Source organism: Streptomyces sp. NPDC049879 (assembly GCF_044461265.1).
GTDB lineage: Bacteria > Actinomycetota > Actinomycetes > Streptomycetales > Streptomycetaceae > Streptomyces.
The window spans coordinates 1,281,907-1,302,011 of record NZ_JBITKT010000001.1 but is presented as its reverse complement, the minus strand read 5'-3'; the positions used below and the strand labels follow the sequence as shown (position 1 = coordinate 1,302,011).

Here is a 20,105-nt window from a genome sequence, read left to right as displayed (position 1 = left end):
CTTTGGGAGTGTTCTCGGACGAGTTCCTGCCGCTCATTCTCTCGACCTCCTCGATGCCTCCCCGGTGAAAGGCCGCGCCCGCCGCCAATCCCCAGCAGTATCCGCATTGTTCGGAGTCCTTGAGCCGCCCGCACTTCGGGCATTCCTGCATGCCGCACTCTCCCCGTACCGAAGGATCGCCGAGGACCGAGGCTAGCGGGGCGGCCCTGCGCGCACCAGACAGTCAGCAGCCGGCTACCGGAGGCGGCAGCGCCACCGGCCGGGAGGCTCTGCCACCGAATTCCGCGAAAAGCCGTCGCTGCCGGTGAATAGCGCATTCTGGCGCACCGGTACCGCACGCTGTGTGCCTTTCGAGCGGTGCCAGAGCTTCGCGGCGTGCCGGAAAACGCTTCGACGTGGCCACGGGGGTGCTGGCACAGTGGCGCGGCATGGTGGATAACGCGGGTGTCGCCGTCGAGGATCTGCGGCTCATGCAGGGGTTGGCGCAGCGTGTCGTCGCTGTCCGGCCTGATCTTGTCAATAGTGACGCGTCGTACGGGGAGTTGGCGTGGAACTGGGGCAAGGGGCTTGCCGCCGCCGGGGAGAGCTGGCGGCGGCGGTTGTGGTTTTCCGGGGGTGAGCTGGTGGCGTGGGCCTGGGCGCAGTTGCCGCGCCGTGAGGCCGCCGCCGCGTATCTCGTCTATCAGGTGCACCCCGCCCACGCCGGGCTGGTGGACGAGGTGATCGGCTGGTACGGCGCCACCGCGCCCGGTGCCGAGCGGACGGTGATCCCGAGCGCCGCCGACACGTTCGGCCTGGAACGCTGGGCCGCCCACGGCTACGTGACCGACCCGGCCTCGCTCGGCGACACGGGGTCCTGGACGCAGCTCAACGAACGGGACCTCGCCGACGTCGAACGGCCCCTGCTGCCGAGCGGGTTCCGCTTCCGCACCGCCGACGAGGCCGGTCCCGAGGCGGCGGTACGGGCGCACGTGGACGCGTGGGCCTCCACGACGTACACCGCCGACAGCTACACCGGCGTGCGGCGTGCGCCGGGTTACCGGCCCGACCTGCACGTCCTCGTGGAGGCCCCGGACGGGACGATGGCGGCCTCGGCCATCCTGTGGCTGGACACCGCCAACGCCACCGTCGAGTTCGAGCCGGTGGGGACCCATCCCGCCTATCGGCAGCGGGGGTTGGCCAGGGCGATGCTGCTGCATGGCATGCGCCTCGCCCGGGAGGCAGGGGCCACGCACGCGACAGTCGCCTGCCTCGGCGCGCCCGGCCATCCGAAGGCACGCGCGCTGTACTACGGCGTGGGCTTTCGCAAGTTCACACGGGACGCGCCGCTGGTCGCACCGGCGACCGCGACGGCCTGAGGCCCGCCCGGAGGCCCGTGGCACAATCGCCCGCGTGTGGATCGGGATGCTGGGCCCGCTGGTCGTGCGCACCGGCGGGGACGAGGCCGAGGTGCCGGGGGCGCGGCTGCGCGGCCTGCTGGTCGCCCTCGCGCTCAGGCCGGGCCACGTCGTCCCCAAGGCGTCCCTGATCGACTGGATCTGGGGCGAACGCCCGCCCGCCGACGCGACGAACGCCCTCCAGCGCCTCGTCTCCCGCCTGCGGAAACTGCTGCCGGAGGGGACGGTCGAAGGCCAGCCGGACGGCTACCGGCTCGCGGTGGACCCCGACGCCGTGGACGCCGTGCGGTTCGAACGCCTCCTCGCCGCGAGCCGCGCCCGCCCCGACGACGACGGCGCCCACCGCGTACGGCTGCTGCGCGAGGCGCTGGAGCTGTGGCGCGGCGACGCGCTGCAGGACGTCGGCCTCCAGGACAGCGCCGCGTTCGACGCCGCCCTCGCCCGCCTCGAAGGGCTCCGCCTCACCGCCACCGAGGAACGCGCCGAGGCCGAGATCGCCCGGGGGAACGGCGCCGCGATGCTCGCCGAGCTGACCGACCTGGCGGCCGCCCACCCCGTACGCGAACGCCTCGCCGCCGCCCTGATACGCGCCCTCGCCGCGGCGGGCCGGGACAGCGAGGCGCTGCTCGTGTACCAGCGCACGCGCGAAGCCCTGGCCGAGACCCTGGGCACCGACCCGTCGCCCGACCTGGCCGCCCTGCATGTCGCGCTGCTGCGCGGCGAGTTGGGCCGGGATCAGGCGCGGGACGAGGCGCGGGAGGAGAGCCCGAGGACCAACCTCCGCGCCGAGCTGACCACGTTCGTGGGGCGGGAGGGCGATGTCGCCGCCGTCCGCGGCCTGCTGGCCGGGCACCGGCTGACGACCGTCATCGGCCCAGGCGGCGCGGGCAAGACCCGGCTCGCCACGGAGACGGCGCGCACGCTGCTCGGTGAACTGCCGGACGGCGCCTGGCTGGTGGAGCTGGCCCCCGTCGGCCCCGGAGGCGACGTGGCGCAGGCCGCCCTCGCCGGCCTCGGCCTCCGGGACACGCTGCTCGGCGGCGTCCAGAACGCGGAGCCGGCGGACCGGCTCGTCGCCGCACTCCGCGACCGCGAGGCGCTGCTGGTCCTGGACAACTGCGAGCACGTGGTCGAGGCCGCCGCCGTCCTCGCGCACCGCCTGCTCGGCGAGTGCCGCCGCCTGCGCGTCCTCGCGACGAGCCGCGAACCGCTCGGCATCACGGGCGAGGCGCTGTGGCCCGTCGAGCCGCTGGCCCTGCCGGACGCCGACGCGGCCCCCGACCGGATCGCCCGCTCCCCCGCCGTGCGGCTGCTGCGCGACCGGGCGGACGCCGTACGCCGCGACCTGGCGACCGACCCCGCGACGCTGGCGACGATGGCCCGTGTCTGCCGCGCGCTGGACGGCATGCCCCTGGCGATCGAACTGGCCGCCGCCCGCCTGCGCACGATGTCCATCGACCACCTCGCCCACCGCCTCGACGACCGCTTCCGCCTGCTGACGGGCGGCAGCCGCGCCGCGCTGCCCCGGCACAGGACGCTGCGCGCGATGGTCGACTGGAGCTGGGAACTGCTCGGCGACGCCGAGCGCGCGGTCCTGCGCAGACTCGCCGTGTTCGCGGGCGGCGCGGGCCTCGACGCGGCCGAACGGGTCTGCGCGGGCGGCGGCGTGGAGCCGGACGAGGTGCTCGACCTGCTCACCGCGCTCGCCGACAAGTCGCTGGTCGTCGCCGCGGGCGAGGGCGCCCCGCGCTACCGCCTGCTCGGCACCGTCAGGGAGTACGCCGCGCACCGCCTCGCGGAGGCCGGGGAGGCCGGGTCGGCGCGCCACGCGCACCTCGCGTACGTCACCGGGCTGGCCGAGACCGCCGAACCGCGCCTGCGCCGCGCCGACCAGGTCGAGTGGCTGGCCGTGCTCGGCGCCGAGCACGACAACATCGGCGCCGCCCTGCGCGGCGCGCTCGCCGCGGGTGAGACCCGCGCGGCCGTACGGCTGGCGGCGGCCGCGGGCTGGTACTGGTGGCTGGGCGGGCACCGGACCGAGGGGCTCGACCTGCTCACCGCCGCCGCGCGGGCGCCGGGCGAGGCGGACGACGGGGCGCGGGCGACGGTGTACGCGCTGATCGTGATGTTCGTCAGCTCGGGTCTCGGCGACGAGCGCCAGGCCGCCGACTGGATACACGAGGCGCACCGCCTCAGCCGCCGCGCCCCCGAGGGCGCGCACCCGGCGATCGGCTTCATCGCCGTCCTGGAACGGCTGCTCCGCGAACCGGACGCGCACCTGCCCGCGTTCGCGCCCCTGCTGGACGACCCGGACCCGTGGGTGCGGGCGCTGGCCAGGCTGCACACGGGGAAGATGCCGTTCATGCTCGGCCGGGGCGGCCCGGAGGCGTACGCGCAACTGGAGACGGCGCTCGCGGAGTTCCGCGCGCTGGGCGAGCGGTTCGGGATGTCGTTCGCCCTGACCGAGCTGGCCGACCGGCTCGCCGAGCGCGGGGATTTCGCCGCCGCGTGCGCCCGTTACGAGGAGGCCATCGCGGCCGTCACGGAGGTCGGGGCCACCGAGGACATGATCAGGATGCGTTCGCGCCAGGCGCAGTTGTACTGGCTGCTGGGCGACGCGGCGGCGAGCGCGGCGGCGCTCGACGACGCGCGGCGGTGCGCCGAGCGCGTCACCTGGCCCGACGCGCTGGCCGAGCTGGCGTTCGCCCGCGCGGGCCTCGCCCGGGGGCGCGGGGACGCGGCCGAGGCGCGGCGGCAGCTGGCCGTGGCGACGGCCGCGCTGGGCGACGACGCGGAACTGGCGCACATCCGGGGGGTGACGCACGACATGCTCGGCTATCTCGCCGACGACCTCGGGGAGTCGGGGGCGCACCGGGCGGCGGCCTTCCAGGCGGCGGCGGAGGCCGGGCACCCGCCGCTGATCGCGCTGGCGCTGGTCGGGATCGCGGACCTGGCGCTGCGCCGCGGCGACGCGGAGCAGGCCGCGCGGCTGCTGGGGGCGAGCGCGGCCGTACGGGGGCTGCGGGACCGTTCGCACGTGGACGCGGACCGGATCGAGCGGGAGGCGCGCGGCCGCCTCGGCGACGCGCGGTACGCCGAGGCGGCTCGTGAGGGCGCGGAGGCCGGGTGGTCTCACCTGGCCGGGGTCACGCTCGCTTCCTGAACGTCGAGACGGCCCACAGGTAGCCGAGGACGGCGAGCCCCGCGCACCAGGCGACGGCCGCGATCGCGTCGCCTCCCGACGGGTCGCCCGTGAGCAGGCCGCGGAGCGTCTCGATGATGGGGGTGAAGGGCTGGTACTCGGCGAACTGCCGCACGCCGGTGCCCATCGTGTCGGCGGGGACGAACGCGCTGCTCAGGAAGGGCAGCATGATCAGCGGCACGGTGGCCATGCCCGCCGACTCGACGGTCTTCGCGGCCAGGCCGATGGCCACCGTGAGCCAGCTGGCGCCGAAGGCGAGCAGGAACACGAGTCCGGCGGCGGCGAGCCAGTCGGTGAACCCGGCGTCCGGGCGGAAGCCCATCGCGAGGCCGACGCCGACGATCACCGCGTCGGCGGCGAGGCAGCGGACCGTCGTGGCGACGACATGGCCGGTGAGGACGGCGCCGCGGGAGACGTCCATGGTGCGGAAGCGGTTGATGATGCCCTTCGACATGTCGTCGCTGACGGAGGTCGCGGTGGCGCCGAGGCCGTAGCTGATCGCCATCACCATCAGCCCCGGCACCGCGTAGTCCACGTAGTCGCCTTCGACGGCGAAGGCGCCGCCGAACACGTAGACGAACATCAGCATCATCACGACGGGGAAGAGGATGGCGTTGAAGACCGTCACGGGATTGCGGACCGTGTGGCGGAAGTTGCGGCGCAGCATGATCGCCGAGTCGCCGAACGCCGTGCGCAGGGTGCTCACTTCGCCACCGCCTGGGTGCTCGGGCGGCCGGTGAGGGCGAGGAAGACGTCGTCGAGGTCGGGGGTGTGCACGGAGAACTCCTGGGCGTTGAGCTGGTGTTCGTCCAGCCGGTCGAGCAGGGCGCGCAGCGAGCGGGACTCGCCGTCGCTGGGCACGCGGAGCGTGAGGTCCTGCTCGTCGCGGGTGGCGCCGTCGAGGACGCGGGCGGCGAGGTCGAGGTGGGCGGGTTCGGCGAAGCGGAGCCGGACGTGGGTGCCGGGGACCTGGCGCTTCAGCTCCTCGGCGGTGCCCTGGGCGACGAGGCGGCCCTGGTCGAGCACCGCGATGCGGTCGGCGAGCTGGTCGGCCTCGTCCAGGTACTGCGTGGTGAGGAAGATGGTGGTGCCCTCGGCGAGCAGTTCGCGGACGATGCCCCACATCGTGCGGCGGCTGCGCGGGTCGAGGCCGGTCGTCGGCTCGTCGAGGAAGATGATGCTCGGGGCGCCGACCAGCGTCATCGCCAGGTCGAGCTTCCTGCGCATGCCGCCGGAGTAGGTGGCGGCCATCTTGTCGGCGGAGTCGGCGAGTTCGAAGCGCTCCAGCAGGCCGGAGACGAGCTTGTCGCCGGACGGCACCCGCTTGAGGTCCGCCATCATCCGCAGGTTCTCGCGGCCGGTGAGCAGGTCGTCCACCGCCGCGAACTGGCCGGTGACGCCGATGGCGGCGCGGACCTGCCGGGTCTGCGTCACCACGTCGTGCCCGGCGACGTGCGCCGTCCCCGCGTCGGCCCTCAGCAGAGTCGTGAGGATGTTGACGGTGGTCGTCTTGCCCGCGCCGTTGGGGCCGAGCAGGGAGAAGACCGTTCCCGCGGGGACGTCGAAGTCGACGCCGTCGAGCACGGCCTTGTCCCCGTATGCCTTTCGCAGTCCCGAGACCGCGATCGCCGAACTGTTCATGTCCGTTACGGTCGCGGGCCGCGCTGACACCCCCCTGACACGGCCCTGACACCGGTCAGGCGTCGTGGCGCAGGTGCCTCCTCGCCCACGCCTCGAAGCCGGTGACCTGGATGCCGAGGTCCGTCGCGAACCGCGGGCGGGCCAGCTGGCCGGCGGCGTCCAGCCACGTGAGGGCGGCCCCCATCGGCGGCATCCCGGCGGCGACGGCCTCCTCCTCCGTCATGTCGGGCGCGGACAGGGGTGTGCCGAGGACGCGGGAGAGCACCGCGGCGATCTCCGTCATCGTCAGGTAGTCACTCGCCAACTCCAGTTCGACGCCGTGGAACCGGTCCGGGTCGGCGACGGCCGCCGCGGCCGCCACGCCGATGTCGTCCACCGCCACCAGCGAGAGCCGTGTCCCCGGCCGCAGGGTCCCCACGAGGCCGCCCTCGATGCCGCGCGGGAAGAGGTAGCCCATGGAGGGGAGGAAGTTGTCCATGAAGAACGCGGGCTTCAGGAGCGTCCAGTGCGCGAAGCCCGCCTCGCGCACGCTGTCCTGGATCGCGCTCTTGGCGCTCAGCGAGGGCTCCAGCGCGGCCCAGCGGCCCTCGGCCCAGCCGGGCGTGCCCGTGTGCTGACCGATCCCGGACGCGGAGGTGTGCACGAACTGCGGCACCCCGGCGTCCTTCGCGGCCTGCACGAGCCCTACGCCCTGGGCCGCCTCGCCCGCGAAGTCGAAGCCGTCCGCCGTCGCGGCGGGCATCTGCACGGAGAAGACCGCGCGGGCGCCCTCGGCGGCACGGGCCACGGAGTCGCGGTCGCGCAGGTCGCCGGTGGCCAGTTCGACGCCGAGCGCCGCGAGCGCTCCGGCCCGGGGGGTGGCGGGATCGCGCACCAAGGCGCGTACGGGGACGCCCGCCGCCCGGAGCGCGCGGGCGGTGGCGCCGCCCTGCCTGCCGGTGGCGCCGGTGACCAGGACGGGTGCGGGGTCTGCGGGGTGTGCGGGCATGGGGGTGCTCCTCGGCTGCTCGGTCGCTCTGCCACAAAACGGCGGGGCCCGCCGTTTCGTTCCGCGCTACGATACGGCGGGGCCCGCCGTTTAGCCAACCCCCGGAGGAATCGCACCGTGCCCGAGCAGCAGCGCGCCGACGCCCGGCGCAACCACGCGCTGATCCTCGCCGTGGCCGAGCAGGAGGTCGCCGCCCGGGGCGCCGACGCGTCCCTGGAGCAGATCGCCCGCACGGCGGGCGTCGGCTCGGCGACCGTCCGCCGCCACTTCCCCACCCGCCGCGCGCTCCTCGAAGCCGTCGCGCGGGAGCGGATCGACGCCCTCTGCGCCCGGGCCCGCGAACTCGCCGACGGGGACGACAGCCGCGAAGCGCTCCTCACCTGGCTCGGCGAGGTCGTCTCCTACTGCGTCACCATCCGCGGACTGGCCGCCGCGCTGTCCTACGCCCCCGACGCGGACGCGGCCTCGGGAAACACCTGCTCGACGGCGCTGGAGGAAGCGGCGGAACCGCTGCTGCGCCGCGCCGCAGGGGACGGCGCGGCGGCGCCCGGCGTCACCGTCGCCGAACTCATCACCCTGATCGTCGGCATCACCCTGGCCACCGAGCACCACCCGGAGCCCGCCGCCCGCGCGCACCGGCTGTTCCGGCTGGCCGTGACGGGGCTGCTGCCGCGCGGCTGAACTCGTGGCAGCAACCTGTCACCGGCTCGCGGGCCCACGGGGCGGCGGCGAGCATGGAGGGCATGACGACCAAGACCTTCCCCCTCGGCGGCGACCTCACCGTCAACCGGCTCGGCTTCGGGGCGATGCGCCTGCCGTTCAGGACGCTCGCCGGGCCCCCGCGCGCACCCGAGGACGGTGTCGCCGTGCTCAGGCGCGCCCTGGAGCTGGGCGTGGACCACATCGACACGGCGGGCTTCTACAACCGGGGCGACGTCCGCGCCAACGAGCTGATCCGCACGGCGCTGGCCCCGTACCCCGACGGCCTCGTGATCGCCACGAAGGTCGGACCGTTGCCGGGACCGGACGGGATGCCCAGCGGGCAGGCGGCGGCCGGGCAGCTGCGCGGCCTGGTCGAGGCGGACCTGCGCGCGCTGGGCCTCGACCGGCTCGACCTGGTGTACCTGCGGGTGGGCGGGATGTCGGGCCCCGGCGGCGAGTCGGTCGCCGAGCGGTTCGCCGCCCTGGCGGAGCTGCGCGAGGAGGGCCTGATCCGGCACCTGGGCGTCAGCAACGTGGACGCGGCCCAGTTCGCCGAGGCGCGCGCGGTCGCGCCGGTCGCGGCGGTGCAGAACCAGTTCGCGGACGACACGGGCCTGCTCGCCGAGTGCGAGGCGGCGGGGATCGCGTACGTCCCGTTCTTCCCGCTCGGCGGCGGTGGCACGCCGTTGGACACCGCCCGGCTCGACAGGGTCGCCGTGCGCCTGGGCGCGACCCCGCAGCAGGTCGCCCTCGCCGCGCTGCTGGCCCGCTCCCCCGTGACCCTCGCCATCCCGGGAACCGGCGACCTGCGCCACCTGGAGGAGAACGTCGCGGCGGGCGACCTCGAACTCAGCGACGCCGACCTGGCCGACCTGGAGGGCTGACCCGCCCGTGAACGCCGAACGCCCCCCTCCCACCGTCGCGGGAGGGGGCGCCGAGGCCCGGTGCGACCGGTCAGAACGCGCAGGGCACGTTGCTGCCGTTGTCGGAAAGCAGGTCGTCGCGTATCCACCCGGTGACCCCGGTGGCGTCATCGCGGACGAAGGTCCACGTGTGGGTATCAGCACCGATGGTGTAGCAGTGATAGTCGAGACGGTGCGACGAGTAGGCGACTCCGGCGATGCCGCAGCCCGTCCCGGATCCCGAGCGTATGTTGGCGCCGTTCGCCGAGCGGACCCACGTGCTGTTGTCGCGGTCCCCGACGGACGTCCCGCAGCCGGCGTGCGCCGACGCGGACGTGGCCGGGGCGAGGACGGCGGCCGCAGCCAGTGTGGCGGTGACTCCGATGCTCGCCATGAGGCGTCTCTTCACGGTTCCTCCATGGAAGGCGGTGATGAGAACCAGCGTGCCGGTCGGCCCGTCCGCGTGGGGTGACCGTCCGTGCCAACGGCCAAGCGATCCGTGCCACCCTGCTGTGGCGCAGCCCGCGTCCGCCCCGGCCGGGTGTCGCTTCGGCGCCGCGAGGCGGTGCGCTCGGACGCCGACGGCGGCCCCCGGCCCGTTACTCCCCCGCCGCCCCGCCCCCGGTCACGGCCCGCCCGGCGATCGTCTCGTGGTGGCGGATGACCTCGGCGATGATGAAGTTGAGCAGCTTCTCCGCGAACGCCGGGTCGAGCTTCGCGTCCTCCGCCAGGCCCCGCAGCCGGGCGATCTGGCGGGCCTCGCGCGCGGGGTCGGCGGCCGGGAGGTCGTGCTCCGCCTTCAGGCGGCCGACCCGCTGGGTGCACTTGAACCGCTCGGCGAGCATGTGGACGACGGCCGCGTCGATGTTGTCGATGCTGTCGCGCAGCGAGGTCAGCTCCGTGCGGACGGACTCGTCGAGGTCGGTGCTGCTGTTCATAGGGGCCACCCTATGACGGGCCCGTCAGCGGATCGCGCCCGCCGTCAGACCGCCCGCGAGACGCCCCGCGCGAGGACGGAGAAGACGGGCACCGGCATCGTGATCAGCGCCCCGGTCCGTCCCCGTACTGCCCGAAGAACGCGCGCAGTCCCACCGCCGCCGTCCACCGCTCGTCGTGCAGCAGGTTGGCGACCGGTCGACCTGTCCATGTCTACGGGGCGGCCTCTATGGGGAGTCCAGGGTCGGGATCAGGTCCGTGCGACGGAAGATACTTCTGAGGGAATCCGGGTCGTGGTCGAGGAGGTCCTGCACGTCCTGTGGGCTCATCTTGATGTGATCGGCTTCCGGCATGTCGGTGAGTTCGAGTCCCGGTCGGCACAGGCGGTAGCTGCCACCCAGCTGGTAGTACGCGAAGGGGAGACCGATGGCCTGCATACGCAGCATGAGGTCTCGTTCTTGAAGAGTGGGCGCGGAGACCTTCACCCCCCTCCGGGTCAGTTCCGGGATGACCTCTTCGTACGACGCTCGTGACAGAGGATTGCCCGTGACATCGACTCGCCGCAGGTGGGGGCATGCAAGAAGAGGCGAAAGATCCTGCAGGAAATTCCGCGCGATCTCCAGGTCTCGGATCGACGGGCAGTCACCCACCCCTTTCACGGTGCGGAGTGCACTGTCGGATATCACGAGGCGGGTCAGCCGGTCCAGGGGTTCCAGGAGTGGCAGCTCAGGCGAGCCACTTCCCACCAGAAGGAGGATCTGCAGGCCGGAACATTCCGAGACACCCTCGTACGTCCGCGCATGACGCACCTTCAAGTACGTGATACCTCGCACCTCGGCGGCCTCGAACGGCGGCGAAGACGAGAGTTCTTTGCCAACCGCGTGAAGAATGCGCGCATCCCACGTCATGACGCTCCTTTTCGACCACTACGACTACTCGTTCCACACCCTGTAATGATGTGTGGACCTCTTCGAGTATTCGCTCCCACCCGTCGGCCGATGCTACAGCGGCCGGCCTGTTGTTCCGTTCGCGGGCGGGAAGTCACCGCTTGACGCAACGGTCGAGAAGCCGGCGGTGCCGGGCAGCGCCGTGGCCCGGCGGGCGTGCGCGGGTCAGCGGCCGGAGGCCGGGGACGCGACGGCGCCCGCCCCCTCGGTCGGGGAGGGGCGGGCGCCGGTGTGTCCGCACGGCTCTGTACGGCACGTTCTTCATCTTTTTCCAGGAGGGCGTGGCTCCGGTCAGGCCGCCAGCGAGCGGTCGGTGGGCCGCACCGGGTAGGGCAGCGTGGACTCGCCGGTCAGGTAGCGGTCCACACCGCGGGCCGCCGCGCGGCCCTCGGCGATGGCCCAGACGATCAGCGACTGGCCGCGCCCGGCGTCACCGGCGACGAAGACGCCGTCCACGTTGGTGGCGTACGAGGCGTCGCGCGCGACGTTGCCCCGCGCGTCCAGGTCGAGGCCGAACTGCTGGACGAGGCCGTTCTCCTGGTCGGTGCCGGTGAAGCCCATCGCCAGGGTGACGAGCTGCGCCGGGATCCGCCGCTCGGTGCCGGGCAGCGGCGTGAGCTTCCCGTCCACGAACTCGACCTCGACCAGGTGGAGGAACTGCACGTTCCCCTCCTCGTCGCCCTCGAAGTGCGTGGTGGACACGGAGTAGACGCGCTCGCCGCCCTCCTCGTGCGCGGAGGTGACCTTGTACGTCATGGGGAACGTCGGCCACGGCTGGTGCGCGGGACGGTCGTCGCCCGGCCGCGGCATGATCTCCAGCTGGGTGACGGACGCGGCGCCCTGCCGGTGGGCGGTGCCGACGCAGTCCGCGCCGGTGTCGCCGCCGCCGATGACGACGACGTGCTTGCCCTCGGCGGAGATCGGCGAGGTGACGAGGTCGCCCTCCTGCACCTTGTTGGACAGCGGCAGGTACTCCATCGCCTGGTGCACGCCGTTCAGCTCGCGCCCCGGCACCGGCAGGTCGCGCGCCGTGGTGGCGCCGGCCGCGATGACGACCGCGTCGAAACGCTTGCGCAGCGACGCCGCGTCCAGGTCGCGCCCGATCTCCACGCCGGTGCGGAACTTGGTGCCCTCCGCCCGCATCTGCTCGACGCGCCGGTTGAGGTGCCGCTTCTCCATCTTGAACGCCGGGATGCCGTAGCGCAGCAGGCCGCCCACGCGGTCGGCGCGCTCGAACACGGCGACGGTGTGGCCCGCCCGCGTCAGCTGCTGCGCGGCGGCGAGCCCGGCCGGGCCCGAGCCGATGACGGCGACGGTCTTGCCCGACAGGCGCTGCGGCGGCTGCGGCGTGACGGCCCCGGCCTCCCACGCCTTGTCGATGATGGTGACCTCGACGTTCTTGATGGTCACCGGCGCCTGGTTGATGCCCAGCACGCAGGCGGACTCGCACGGCGCCGGGCACAGCCGCCCGGTGAACTCCGGGAAGTTGTTCGTCGCGTGCAGTCGCTCGCTGGCCGCGCCCCAGTCGCCGCGGTAGGCGTAGTCGTTCCACTCGGGGATGAGGTTCCCGAGCGGACAGCCGGTGTGGCAGAACGGGATGCCGCAGTCCATGCACCGCCCGGCCTGCTTGCTGATGACGGGCAGCAGCGAGCCGGGGACGTAGACCTCGTTCCAGTCGCGGACGCGCTCCTCGACGGGGCGGGACGTCGCGACCTCGCGGCCGGTGGTGAGGAAGCCCTTCGGGTCAGCCATGGGACGCCGCCTCCATCATCTTCTCGTGGGTCTCGGACTCGGAGAGTCCCGCCCGCTCGGCGGCGTCCTTGGCGGCGAGCACGGCCTTGTAGGTGGTGGGCATGATCCGGGTGAACCGGGCCGCCGAGGCGTCCCAGTCGGCCAGGAGTCCGGCGGCGACGGTGGAGCCGGTCTCGTCCGCGTGGCGGCGCACCACCTCGTGCAGCCAGCCGCGGTCGGTGTCGTCGAGTTCCTCGACGGCGACCATGCCGGTGTTGACGCGCGCCGGGTCGAGGTCGATCACGTACGCGACGCCGCCCGACATGCCGGCCGCGAAGTTCCGGCCGGTCGCGCCGAGCACGACGGCCCGGCCCCCGGTCATGTACTCGCAGCCGTGGTCCCCCACGCCCTCGGCGACGACGAGGGCGCCGGAGTTGCGGACGCAGAACCGCTCGCCGACCCGGCCGCGCAGGAAGATCTCCCCGCCGGTCGCGCCGTACGCGATGGTGTTGCCCGCGATGGTGGAGTACTCCGGCAGGTGGTCGGCCGCGCGGTCGGGGCGGACGACGAGCCGGCCGCCGGAGAGGCCCTTGCCGACGTAGTCGTTGGTGTCGCCCTCAAGGCGCAGCGTCACGCCGCGCGGCAGGAAGGCGCCGAACGACTGGCCGGCCGAGCCGGTGAAGGTGATGTCGATCGTGTCGTCCGGCAGTCCGGCGCCGCCGAACTTCTTCGTCACCTCGTGCCCGAGCATCGTGCCGACGGTGCGGTTGATGTTGCGGACCGCGACCTGGGCGCGCACCGGGTGCGCCTCCTCGGCCGTCGCGGCGGACAGGGCGTCGGCCGCGAGGCGGATCAGCTCGTTGTCCAGCGCCTTCGCCAGGCCGTGGTCCTGGTCGGCGACGCGGTACCGCGCGGTGCCCTCGGGCAGCTCCGGCACGTACAGCAGCGGGGCCAGGTCGAGGTCCTGCGCCTTCCAGTGGTCCACGGCGCGGGAGACGTCGAGCAGCTCGGCGCGGCCGACGGCCTCCTCCAGCGTGCGGAAGCCCAGCTCGGCGAGCAGCTCGCGAACCTCCTCGGCGATGAACTCGAAGAAGTTGACGACGAACTCCGGCTTGCCCGTGAACCGCTCGCGCAGCACCGGGTTCTGCGTCGCGATGCCGACCGGGCAGGTGTCCAGGTGGCACACGCGCATCAGGATGCAGCCGGAGACGACCAGCGGCGCCGTCGCGAAGCCGAACTCCTCGGCGCCGAGCAGCGCGGCGATCAGCACGTCGCGGCCGGTCTTCAGCTGGCCGTCCGTCTGGACCACGATGCGGTCGCGCAGCCCGTTGAGCAGCAGCGTCTGCTGGGTCTCGGCGAGGCCCAGCTCCCAGGGGCCGCCCGCGTGCTTGAGCGAGGTGAGCGGCGAGGCGCCGGTGCCGCCGTCGTGCCCGGAGATCAGCACCACGTCGGCGTGCGCCTTGGAGACGCCCGCGGCGACGGTGCCGACGCCGACCTCGGAGACCAGCTTCACGTGGACGCGGGCCGCCGGGTTGGCGTTCTTCAGGTCGTGGATCAGCTGCGCCAGGTCCTCGATGGAGTAGATGTCGTGGTGCGGCGGCGGCGAGATGAGGCCGACGCCCGGCGTGGAGTGCCGGGTCTTCGCGACCCACGGGTACACCTTGTGTCCCGGCAGCTGGCCGCCCTCGCCTGGCTTGGCGCCCTGGGCCATCTTGATCTGGATGTCGTCGGCGTTGACGAGGTACTCGCTGGTGACGCCGAAGCGGCCGGAGGCGACCTGCTTGATCGCGCTGCGCCGCACCGGGTCCACCAGGCGGTCGGAGTCCTCGCCGCCCTCGCCGGTGTTCGACTTGGCGCCGAGCCGGTTCATGGCGACGGCCAGCGTCTCGTGCGCCTCCTGGGAGATGGAGCCGTAGCTCATCGCGCCGGTGGAGAAGCGCTTGACGATCTCGCTGACGGGCTCGACCTCGTCCAGCGGCACGGGCTGCCGCTCGCCGTCCCGCAGCCGGAACAGGCCGCGCAGCGTCATCAGCCGCTCGGACTGCTCGTTCACCCGGGAGGTGTACTGGCGGAAGATGTCGTAGCGGCGCTCGCGCGTCGAGTGCTGGAGGCGGAAGACGGTCTCGGGGTCGAACAGGTGCGGCTCGCCCTCGCGCCGCCACTGGTACTCGCCGCCGATCTCCAGGCGCCGGTGCGCGGGGGCGACGCCGGAGGCCGGGTACGCCTTGGCGTGGCGGGCGGCGACCTCGCGCGCGATGACGTCGAGCCCGGCACCGCCGATCTTGGTCGTGGTGCCGTGGAAGTAGGTGTCCACGAACCGCTCGTCCAGGCCGACCGCCTCGAAGACCTGCGCGCCCCGGTAGGAGGCGACGGTGGAGATGCCCATCTTGGACATCACCTTCAGGACGCCCTTGCCGAGGGCCTTGATGAGGTTGCGGATGGCGTCGTTCGCGTCGATGCCCGGCAGGTACGTGCCCCGGGCGACCAGGTCCTCGACCGACTCCATGGCGAGGTACGGGTTGACGGCCGCGGCGCCGTAGCCGACGAGCAGCGCGACGTGGTGCACCTCGCGCACGTCGCCCGCCTCCACGAGCAGGCCCACCTGGGTGCGCTGCTTCGTCCTGATGAGGTGGTGGTGCACGGCGGAGGTGAGCAGCAGCGACGGGATGGGCGCGTGCTCGGCGTCGGAGTGCCGGTCGGAGAGCACGATGATGCGGGCGCCTTCGGCGAGGGCGGCGTCCACCTCGGCCTCGATGGCGGTCAGCCGCTCGGCGAGCGCGGCGCCGCCCCCGCCGACGCGGTAGAGGCCGGAGACGGTGGCCGCGCCGAAGCCGGGCAGGTCGCCGTCCGCGTTGATGTGGATGAGCTTGGCCAGCTCGTCGTTGTCGATCACCGGGAACGTGAGGGTGACCGTGCGACAGGACGCCGGGGTGGCCTCCAGCAGGTTGCCCTGCGGGCCGAGCGACGAGTGCAGGGAGGTGACCAGCTCCTCGCGGATGGCGTCCAGCGGCGGGTTCGTGACCTGCGCGAACAGCTGCGTGAAGTAGTCGAAGATCAGCCGGGGGCGTTCCGAGAGCGCCGCGATGGGGCTGTCGGTGCCCATCGAGCCGATCGGCTCGGCGCCGGTCATCGCCATCGGCGTGAGGAGGATGCGCAGCTCCTCCTCGGTGTAGCCGAAGGTCTGCTGGCGGCGGGTGACGGACGCGTGGGTGTGGACGACGTGCTCGCGCTCCGGCAGGTCGGCCAGCTCGATGACGCCCGCCTCCAGCCACTCGGCGTACGGGTGCTCGGCGGCGAGCCGCTCCTTGATCTCGTCGTCCTCGATGATGCGGTGCTCGGCCGTGTCCACCAGGAACATGCGGCCGGGCTGGAGGCGGCCCTTGCGCACGACGCGCGCCGGGTCGATGTCGAGGACGCCGACCTCGGAGGACAGGACGACGAAGCCGTCGTCGGTGACCCAGTAGCGTCCCGGGCGCAGCCCGTTGCGGTCGAGGACCGCGCCGACCTGCACGCCGTCGGTGAACGTGACGCAGGCGGGGCCGTCCCAGGGCTCCATGATCGTGGAGTGGTAGCGGTAGAACGCGCGGCGGTCCTGGTCCATGGACTCGTGGTTCTCCCACGCCTCCGGGACCATCATCAGCACGGCGTGCGGCAGCGAGCGGCCGCCGAGGTGCAGCAGTTCGAGCACCTCGTCGAAGCTGGCCGAGTCGGACGCCTCGGGGGTGCAGACGGGGAAGATCTTCTCCAGCTGCTCCTGGCCGCCGAAGAGGTCGCTGGCCAGCTGGGACTCGCGGGCGCGCATCCAGTTGCGGTTGCCGCGGACGGTGTTGATCTCGCCGTTGTGGGCGACGAAGCGGTAGGGGTGTGCCAGCGGCCAGCTGGGGAACGTGTTGGTCGAGAAGCGGGAGTGCACGAGCGCGATGGCGCTGGTCAGCCGCCGGTCCGACAGGTCGGGGAAGAACGGCTCCAGCTGCCCCGTGGTGAGCATGCCCTTGTAGACGAGGGTGCGCGCGGAGAAGGAGGGGAAGTAGACCCCGGCCTCGCGTTCGGCGCGCTTGCGCAGCACGAAGACGAGGCGGTCCAGCTCCAGGCCCGTGCGCTCGCCCTCGGTGTCGGCGACGAAGAGCTGGCGGAACGCGGGCATCGTCTCCCGGGCGGCGGCGCCCAGCAGCTGCGGGGCGACCGGGACCTCGCGCCAGCCGAGGACGGTGAGCTTCTGCTCGGCGGCGATGGCGTCCACCCGCGCGGCGGCCTCGTCGGCCGCGGCCTCGTCGGCGGGGAGGAACGCGGTGCCGACCGCGTACGCGCCCGCCTCGGGCAGCGTGAACGGCACGGCTTCGCGGAGGAAGGCGTCGGGGATCTGGAGGAGGATGCCGGCGCCGTCGCCGGTGTCCGGGTCGGAACCGGTGGCACCGCGGTGTTCGAGGTTCCGCAGCACGGTCAGCGCCTGGTCGACCAGCTCGTGGCTGGCCTCGCCGGTGAGCGTGGCGACGAAGCCGACGCCGCACGCGTCATGCTCGTCGCGCGGGTCGTACAGGCCCTGTCGTACCGGGTGGGACGCGGAACGCATCGGCTCTCCCGTCGTCGTCTTTGGCTGGTGCTTGCTTCCGAGGGACGACGTTGGCCCTGGCGTTCGTTAAATTTTCGTGCAGGTTACACGATGGTCCGGTTCTCGGGAAGCGGATACAGAGGTCCACGATACGGACTTTGCACCGGGAAACCGTGCCGGGAATGGCGGATATGGCCGCCCAGGACGGGCGCCGAGGGTGGGGGGCCGCCGCTCGCAGGCCACCGGACCTATGCCCGGTGTCAAGGAGCTGAAACCCGCCAGAAACAATCTCACCCGGGCGGCATGTCCGGTGGCATAGCGCGTATGGCGGTGTCCGGTATTCCCGATCATGGAAAGTTCGGCGGGAAAGTCCGGAAAGCGGCGTCCGGCACGGAAGATCCGCCCGACCGGCCGGACCCGAACGGGCGCTGTGCCCCGAATGCCCTAGCCGAGCGCGGTGCCGAAGAGGGCGCCGAGGCCGTAGGTGATCCCGGCCGCCGCGGCGCCGAGCGCGAGCTGGCGCAGCCCGCTGAACCACCACGGCCGCGCCGTCAGCCGGGCCACGACGGCGCCGCACAGGAACAGGCCGAGCAGCGCCAGGGTGACCGCGGGCCACAGGGACGAGGCACCGAGCAGGTAGGGCAGCACCGGCAGCACGGCGCCGACCGCGAACGACCCGAAGGACGAGACGGCCGCGACGGTCGGCGACGGCAGGTCGTCGGGCGCCACGCCCAGCTCTTCGCGGGCGTGTATCTCCAGCGCCTGCTCGGGGTCGGCGGACAGCTGCTCCGCCACCTTGCGCGCGAGCCCCGGCTCGACGCCGCGCCGGATGTAGACGTCGGTCAGCTCGTCCAGCTCGTCGGCCGGGTGGCGGCGCAGCTCGACGCGTTCGACCTCGATCTCGGCCTGCACCAGCTCGCGCTGGGAGGCGACAGAGGTGTACTCGCCCGCCGCCATCGAGAACGCCCCGGCGGCCAGGCCCGCCATCCCGGCGACGACCACGGTGTGGGAGGAGGCGGAGCTGCCGGCGACGCCGGTGATCAGGCCGAGGTTGGAGACCAGGCCGTCCATGGCGCCGAAGACGGAAGGCCGGAGCCAGCCACCGTTGACGTCACGGTGGCTGTGGTGGGCTTCGGCGTTCTCGCTCATGGTGCGGGTGGGAGGGCGAAGGGGTCAGGCGGGCTTCGCCGGGGAGGGGTCCGCGTCGTCGCCCGTCTCCCGGTCGGTGTCCGCCGTGCCCTTGGCCGTGGACCCGGCGCCGACCTCGGCGGTGACGGGCTCGGCCTCGTCGGCGGCGGAGCCGGCGGTGGTCCCGGAGGCGTCGGCCGTGTCAGCGGTGTCAGCGGCGTCGACGTCCTCCGCCGTGGCGGTCTCCGCGGGCCCGTCGTCCGTGCCCGGCTCGACGGCCTCCTCGCGTCCCGGCCGCCGCTTGGCGGAGAGGACGAAGTACGCGACGGCGGCGGCGAAGACGAGGATCGACGTCCAGCCGTTCAGCCGCAGGCCGAGGAAGTGGTGCGCCTCGTCGATCCGCAGGTACTCGATCCAGAAGCGGCCCACGGTGTACGCGGCGACGTACAGCGCGAACGCCCGCCCGTGCCCGAGCTTGAAGCGGCGGTCCGCCCACAGCACCAGCAGGCCCACGCCGAGGCACCACAGCGACTCGTACAGGAACGTGGGGTGGAACGTTCCGGCGTCCAGGCCGTTGTCGATCTCGACGGCCCACGGCACGTCGGTGGGGCGGCCGTACAGCTCCTGGTTGAACCAGTTGCCCCAGCGGCCGATGGCCTGGGCGAACGCGATGCCGGGCGCCAGCGCGTCGGCCATCGGCGGCAGCGCGATGCCGCGCCTGCGGCAGGCCACCCAGGTGCCCAGCGCGCCACCGGCGATGGCGCCCCAGATCCCGATGCCGCCGTCCCAGATCTTGAACGAGTCGACCCAGTCGCGGCCCTCGCCGAAGTACAGCTGGTTGTCCGTGATCACGTGGTAGAGGCGCGCGCCGATCAGACCGGAGGGAACCGCCCAGACGGCGATGTCGGCGACCGTGCCCGGCCTGCCCCCCCGCTCGACCCAGCGCTTGCCGCCGAGCCAGATGGCGAGGAAGACGCCGATGATGATGCACAGCGCGTACCCGCGCAGCGGAAGCGGTCCGAGGTGGATCTCGCTCTCGCCGGGGCTGGGAATCGAGGCCAGGATCTCCATGGTGCCCCCGACGCTACCGTGCCCGGCGCCCGCAGGGTAATCCACGGGCCCGGACGGGACGGACTCTCACGATCGGCGCGCGGCACGTCACGGAGCGCGACATCCGGCCGACGGGCGTGACACGGCCCGGCCGCACCGGTGGATCAGCCGGGTCCGGCCGGCAACGCGCCGAGGACGGCCGCGAGGCTCCGCGGGTCGCGGCGGGCGATGTTGTGGCCGACGGGGATCTCGTGGACCCGCCAGTCCGCGTCGTCGCGCAGCCGTTCGGTCAGCGTCACGAACGGGCTGCCCGGCCACGCGCCCCCGCTGATGAACGTCCGGCCGAGCGCGCGGCCGGGGTCGCCGCCCAGGCGGATCGACTGGACGAAGCTCGGCAGGGGGTGCGGCCGCGCGCGAGGGTCGAGTCCCCCGGGGACCGCGACCCACCGGCCGTCGGCGCGGGAACCGGCGATGAACAGCTCCCGGAACTCGTCACTGGTCAGGGACCAGCACGAGTCCCCGTCGTCCGGGACGTAGGCGTCGATGAAGACGAGCTGGCCGAGGCGGTCGCCGAGCCGGTCCGCGACACCGGCGATCACCATCCCGGCATAGCTGTGCCCGCACAGCGCGACGGGCGTCCCGTCGCCGCGGTCGACGATCCCGGCCACCTGGTCGACATGGGTGTCGAGGTTCGGCGGACGGTCCCGGTCGGCCGGCCCGTCCGGTTCCAGACCCGCGAGGGTCACCGCCTCGACGTGATGGCCGTCCCGTCGCAGCTCGGCAGCCACCGCGTCGAACACCCACCCGCCCTGCCAGCCGCCCGGCACCATCACGAATCTCATCAAGTCATGGTACGCAACCGCAAATCCGGCGCGTCCGGCCGGTCGGCGTACGCCTCACCCGTGACCGGGGGGTGGTCACGGGTGCCGGGT

Annotated in this window: 15 protein-coding genes; 4 read left to right on the top strand and 11 right to left on the bottom strand. The window is 73.2% G+C overall.

Going from position 1 to position 20,105, the window contains the following annotated elements:
- Positions 1-428 precede the first annotated feature (428 nt).
- Together ACIBPC_RS06090 and ACIBPC_RS06085 are read left to right on the top strand one after the other, a co-directional pair.
- A complete protein-coding gene (locus ACIBPC_RS06090) occupies positions 429-1,358 on the top strand; it encodes a GNAT family N-acetyltransferase (RefSeq protein WP_398841584.1) in 930 nt (309 codons plus the stop codon).
- Positions 1,359-1,392: 34 nt separating this feature from the next.
- The gene (locus ACIBPC_RS06085) at positions 1,393-4,560 is read left to right on the top strand and encodes a BTAD domain-containing putative transcriptional regulator (protein WP_398841583.1); all 3,168 of its coding nucleotides are present in this window, start codon (positions 1,393-1,395) and stop codon (positions 4,558-4,560) included.
- Here the strand turns inward: ACIBPC_RS06085 and ACIBPC_RS06080 are convergent.
- Genes ACIBPC_RS06080 through ACIBPC_RS06070 form a run of 3 tightly spaced genes read right to left on the bottom strand, consistent with a single transcriptional unit; the run spans position 4,544 to position 7,228 of the window.
- Positions 4,544-5,305, bottom strand: a complete 762-nt coding sequence (locus tag ACIBPC_RS06080; RefSeq protein ID WP_362963104.1) for an ABC transporter permease — start codon at positions 5,303-5,305, stop codon at positions 4,544-4,546. The two genes, ACIBPC_RS06085 and ACIBPC_RS06080, sit on opposite strands and share 17 nt — an antisense overlap.
- On the bottom strand, positions 5,302-6,240 hold the full coding sequence (locus tag ACIBPC_RS06075) for an ATP-binding cassette domain-containing protein (protein WP_398841581.1): 939 nt from the start codon (positions 6,238-6,240) through the stop codon (positions 5,302-5,304). The genes ACIBPC_RS06080 and ACIBPC_RS06075 overlap by 4 nt, the downstream gene beginning before the upstream one ends.
- Positions 6,241-6,295: 55 nt before the next feature.
- Positions 6,296-7,228 carry an NmrA family NAD(P)-binding protein gene (locus ACIBPC_RS06070; protein ID WP_398841579.1) on the bottom strand — a complete coding sequence of 311 codons (933 nt, stop codon included), beginning with the start codon at positions 7,226-7,228 and terminating at the stop codon, positions 6,296-6,298.
- A 117-nt stretch (positions 7,229-7,345) separates the two neighbouring features.
- On the opposite strand from ACIBPC_RS06070, the gene ACIBPC_RS06065 reads away from it, so the two are divergent.
- Together ACIBPC_RS06065 and ACIBPC_RS06060 are read left to right on the top strand one after the other, a co-directional pair.
- Positions 7,346-7,909 (top strand): TetR/AcrR family transcriptional regulator, encoded by a 564-nt coding sequence (locus ACIBPC_RS06065; protein WP_398841577.1) that lies wholly within the window; start codon positions 7,346-7,348, stop codon positions 7,907-7,909.
- A 62-nt stretch (positions 7,910-7,971) separates the two neighbouring features.
- Positions 7,972-8,814: an oxidoreductase gene (locus ACIBPC_RS06060; protein ID WP_398841576.1), complete on the top strand. Its 843-nt coding sequence runs from the start codon at positions 7,972-7,974 to the stop codon at positions 8,812-8,814.
- A 70-nt stretch (positions 8,815-8,884) separates the two neighbouring features.
- Here the strand turns inward: ACIBPC_RS06060 and ACIBPC_RS06055 are convergent, their stop codons facing one another.
- The 8 genes from ACIBPC_RS06055 to ACIBPC_RS06020 all read right to left on the bottom strand — a co-directional run bounded on the left by ACIBPC_RS06055 (position 8,885) and on the right by ACIBPC_RS06020 (position 20,015).
- Positions 8,885-9,226 (bottom strand): SH3 domain-containing protein, encoded by a 342-nt coding sequence (locus tag ACIBPC_RS06055; protein WP_398841574.1) that lies wholly within the window; start codon positions 9,224-9,226, stop codon positions 8,885-8,887.
- 205 nt (positions 9,227-9,431) lie between these two features.
- Entirely contained in the window at positions 9,432-9,770 is a 339-nt protein-coding gene (locus ACIBPC_RS06050) for a chorismate mutase (protein ID WP_362963117.1), read from the bottom strand.
- A gap of 225 nt (positions 9,771-9,995) precedes the next feature.
- A complete protein-coding gene (locus ACIBPC_RS06045; RefSeq protein WP_398841572.1) occupies positions 9,996-10,676 on the bottom strand; it encodes a hypothetical protein in 681 nt (226 codons plus the stop codon).
- Between the two features lie 330 nt (positions 10,677-11,006).
- On the bottom strand, positions 11,007-12,467 hold the full coding sequence (locus ACIBPC_RS06040) for a glutamate synthase subunit beta (protein WP_362963121.1): 1,461 nt from the start codon (positions 12,465-12,467) through the stop codon (positions 11,007-11,009).
- Positions 12,460-17,016: a glutamate synthase large subunit gene (gene gltB / locus ACIBPC_RS06035; protein WP_398841571.1), complete on the bottom strand. Its 4,557-nt coding sequence runs from the start codon at positions 17,014-17,016 to the stop codon at positions 12,460-12,462. Before gltB ends, ACIBPC_RS06040 begins: the two co-directional genes overlap by 8 nt.
- Before the next feature lie 423 nt (positions 17,017-17,439).
- Positions 17,440-18,144, bottom strand: coding sequence for a VIT1/CCC1 transporter family protein (locus ACIBPC_RS06030; RefSeq protein WP_362963125.1), 705 nt, complete (start codon positions 18,142-18,144; stop codon positions 17,440-17,442).
- A 24-nt stretch (positions 18,145-18,168) separates the two neighbouring features.
- Positions 18,169-19,194, bottom strand: coding sequence for a prolipoprotein diacylglyceryl transferase (gene lgt / locus ACIBPC_RS06025; protein ID WP_398841569.1), 1,026 nt, complete (start codon positions 19,192-19,194; stop codon positions 18,169-18,171).
- Between the two features lie 143 nt (positions 19,195-19,337).
- Positions 19,338-20,015: an alpha/beta fold hydrolase gene (locus ACIBPC_RS06020; RefSeq protein ID WP_398841567.1), complete on the bottom strand. Its 678-nt coding sequence runs from the start codon at positions 20,013-20,015 to the stop codon at positions 19,338-19,340.
- Positions 20,016-20,105: the final 90 nt, after the last annotated feature.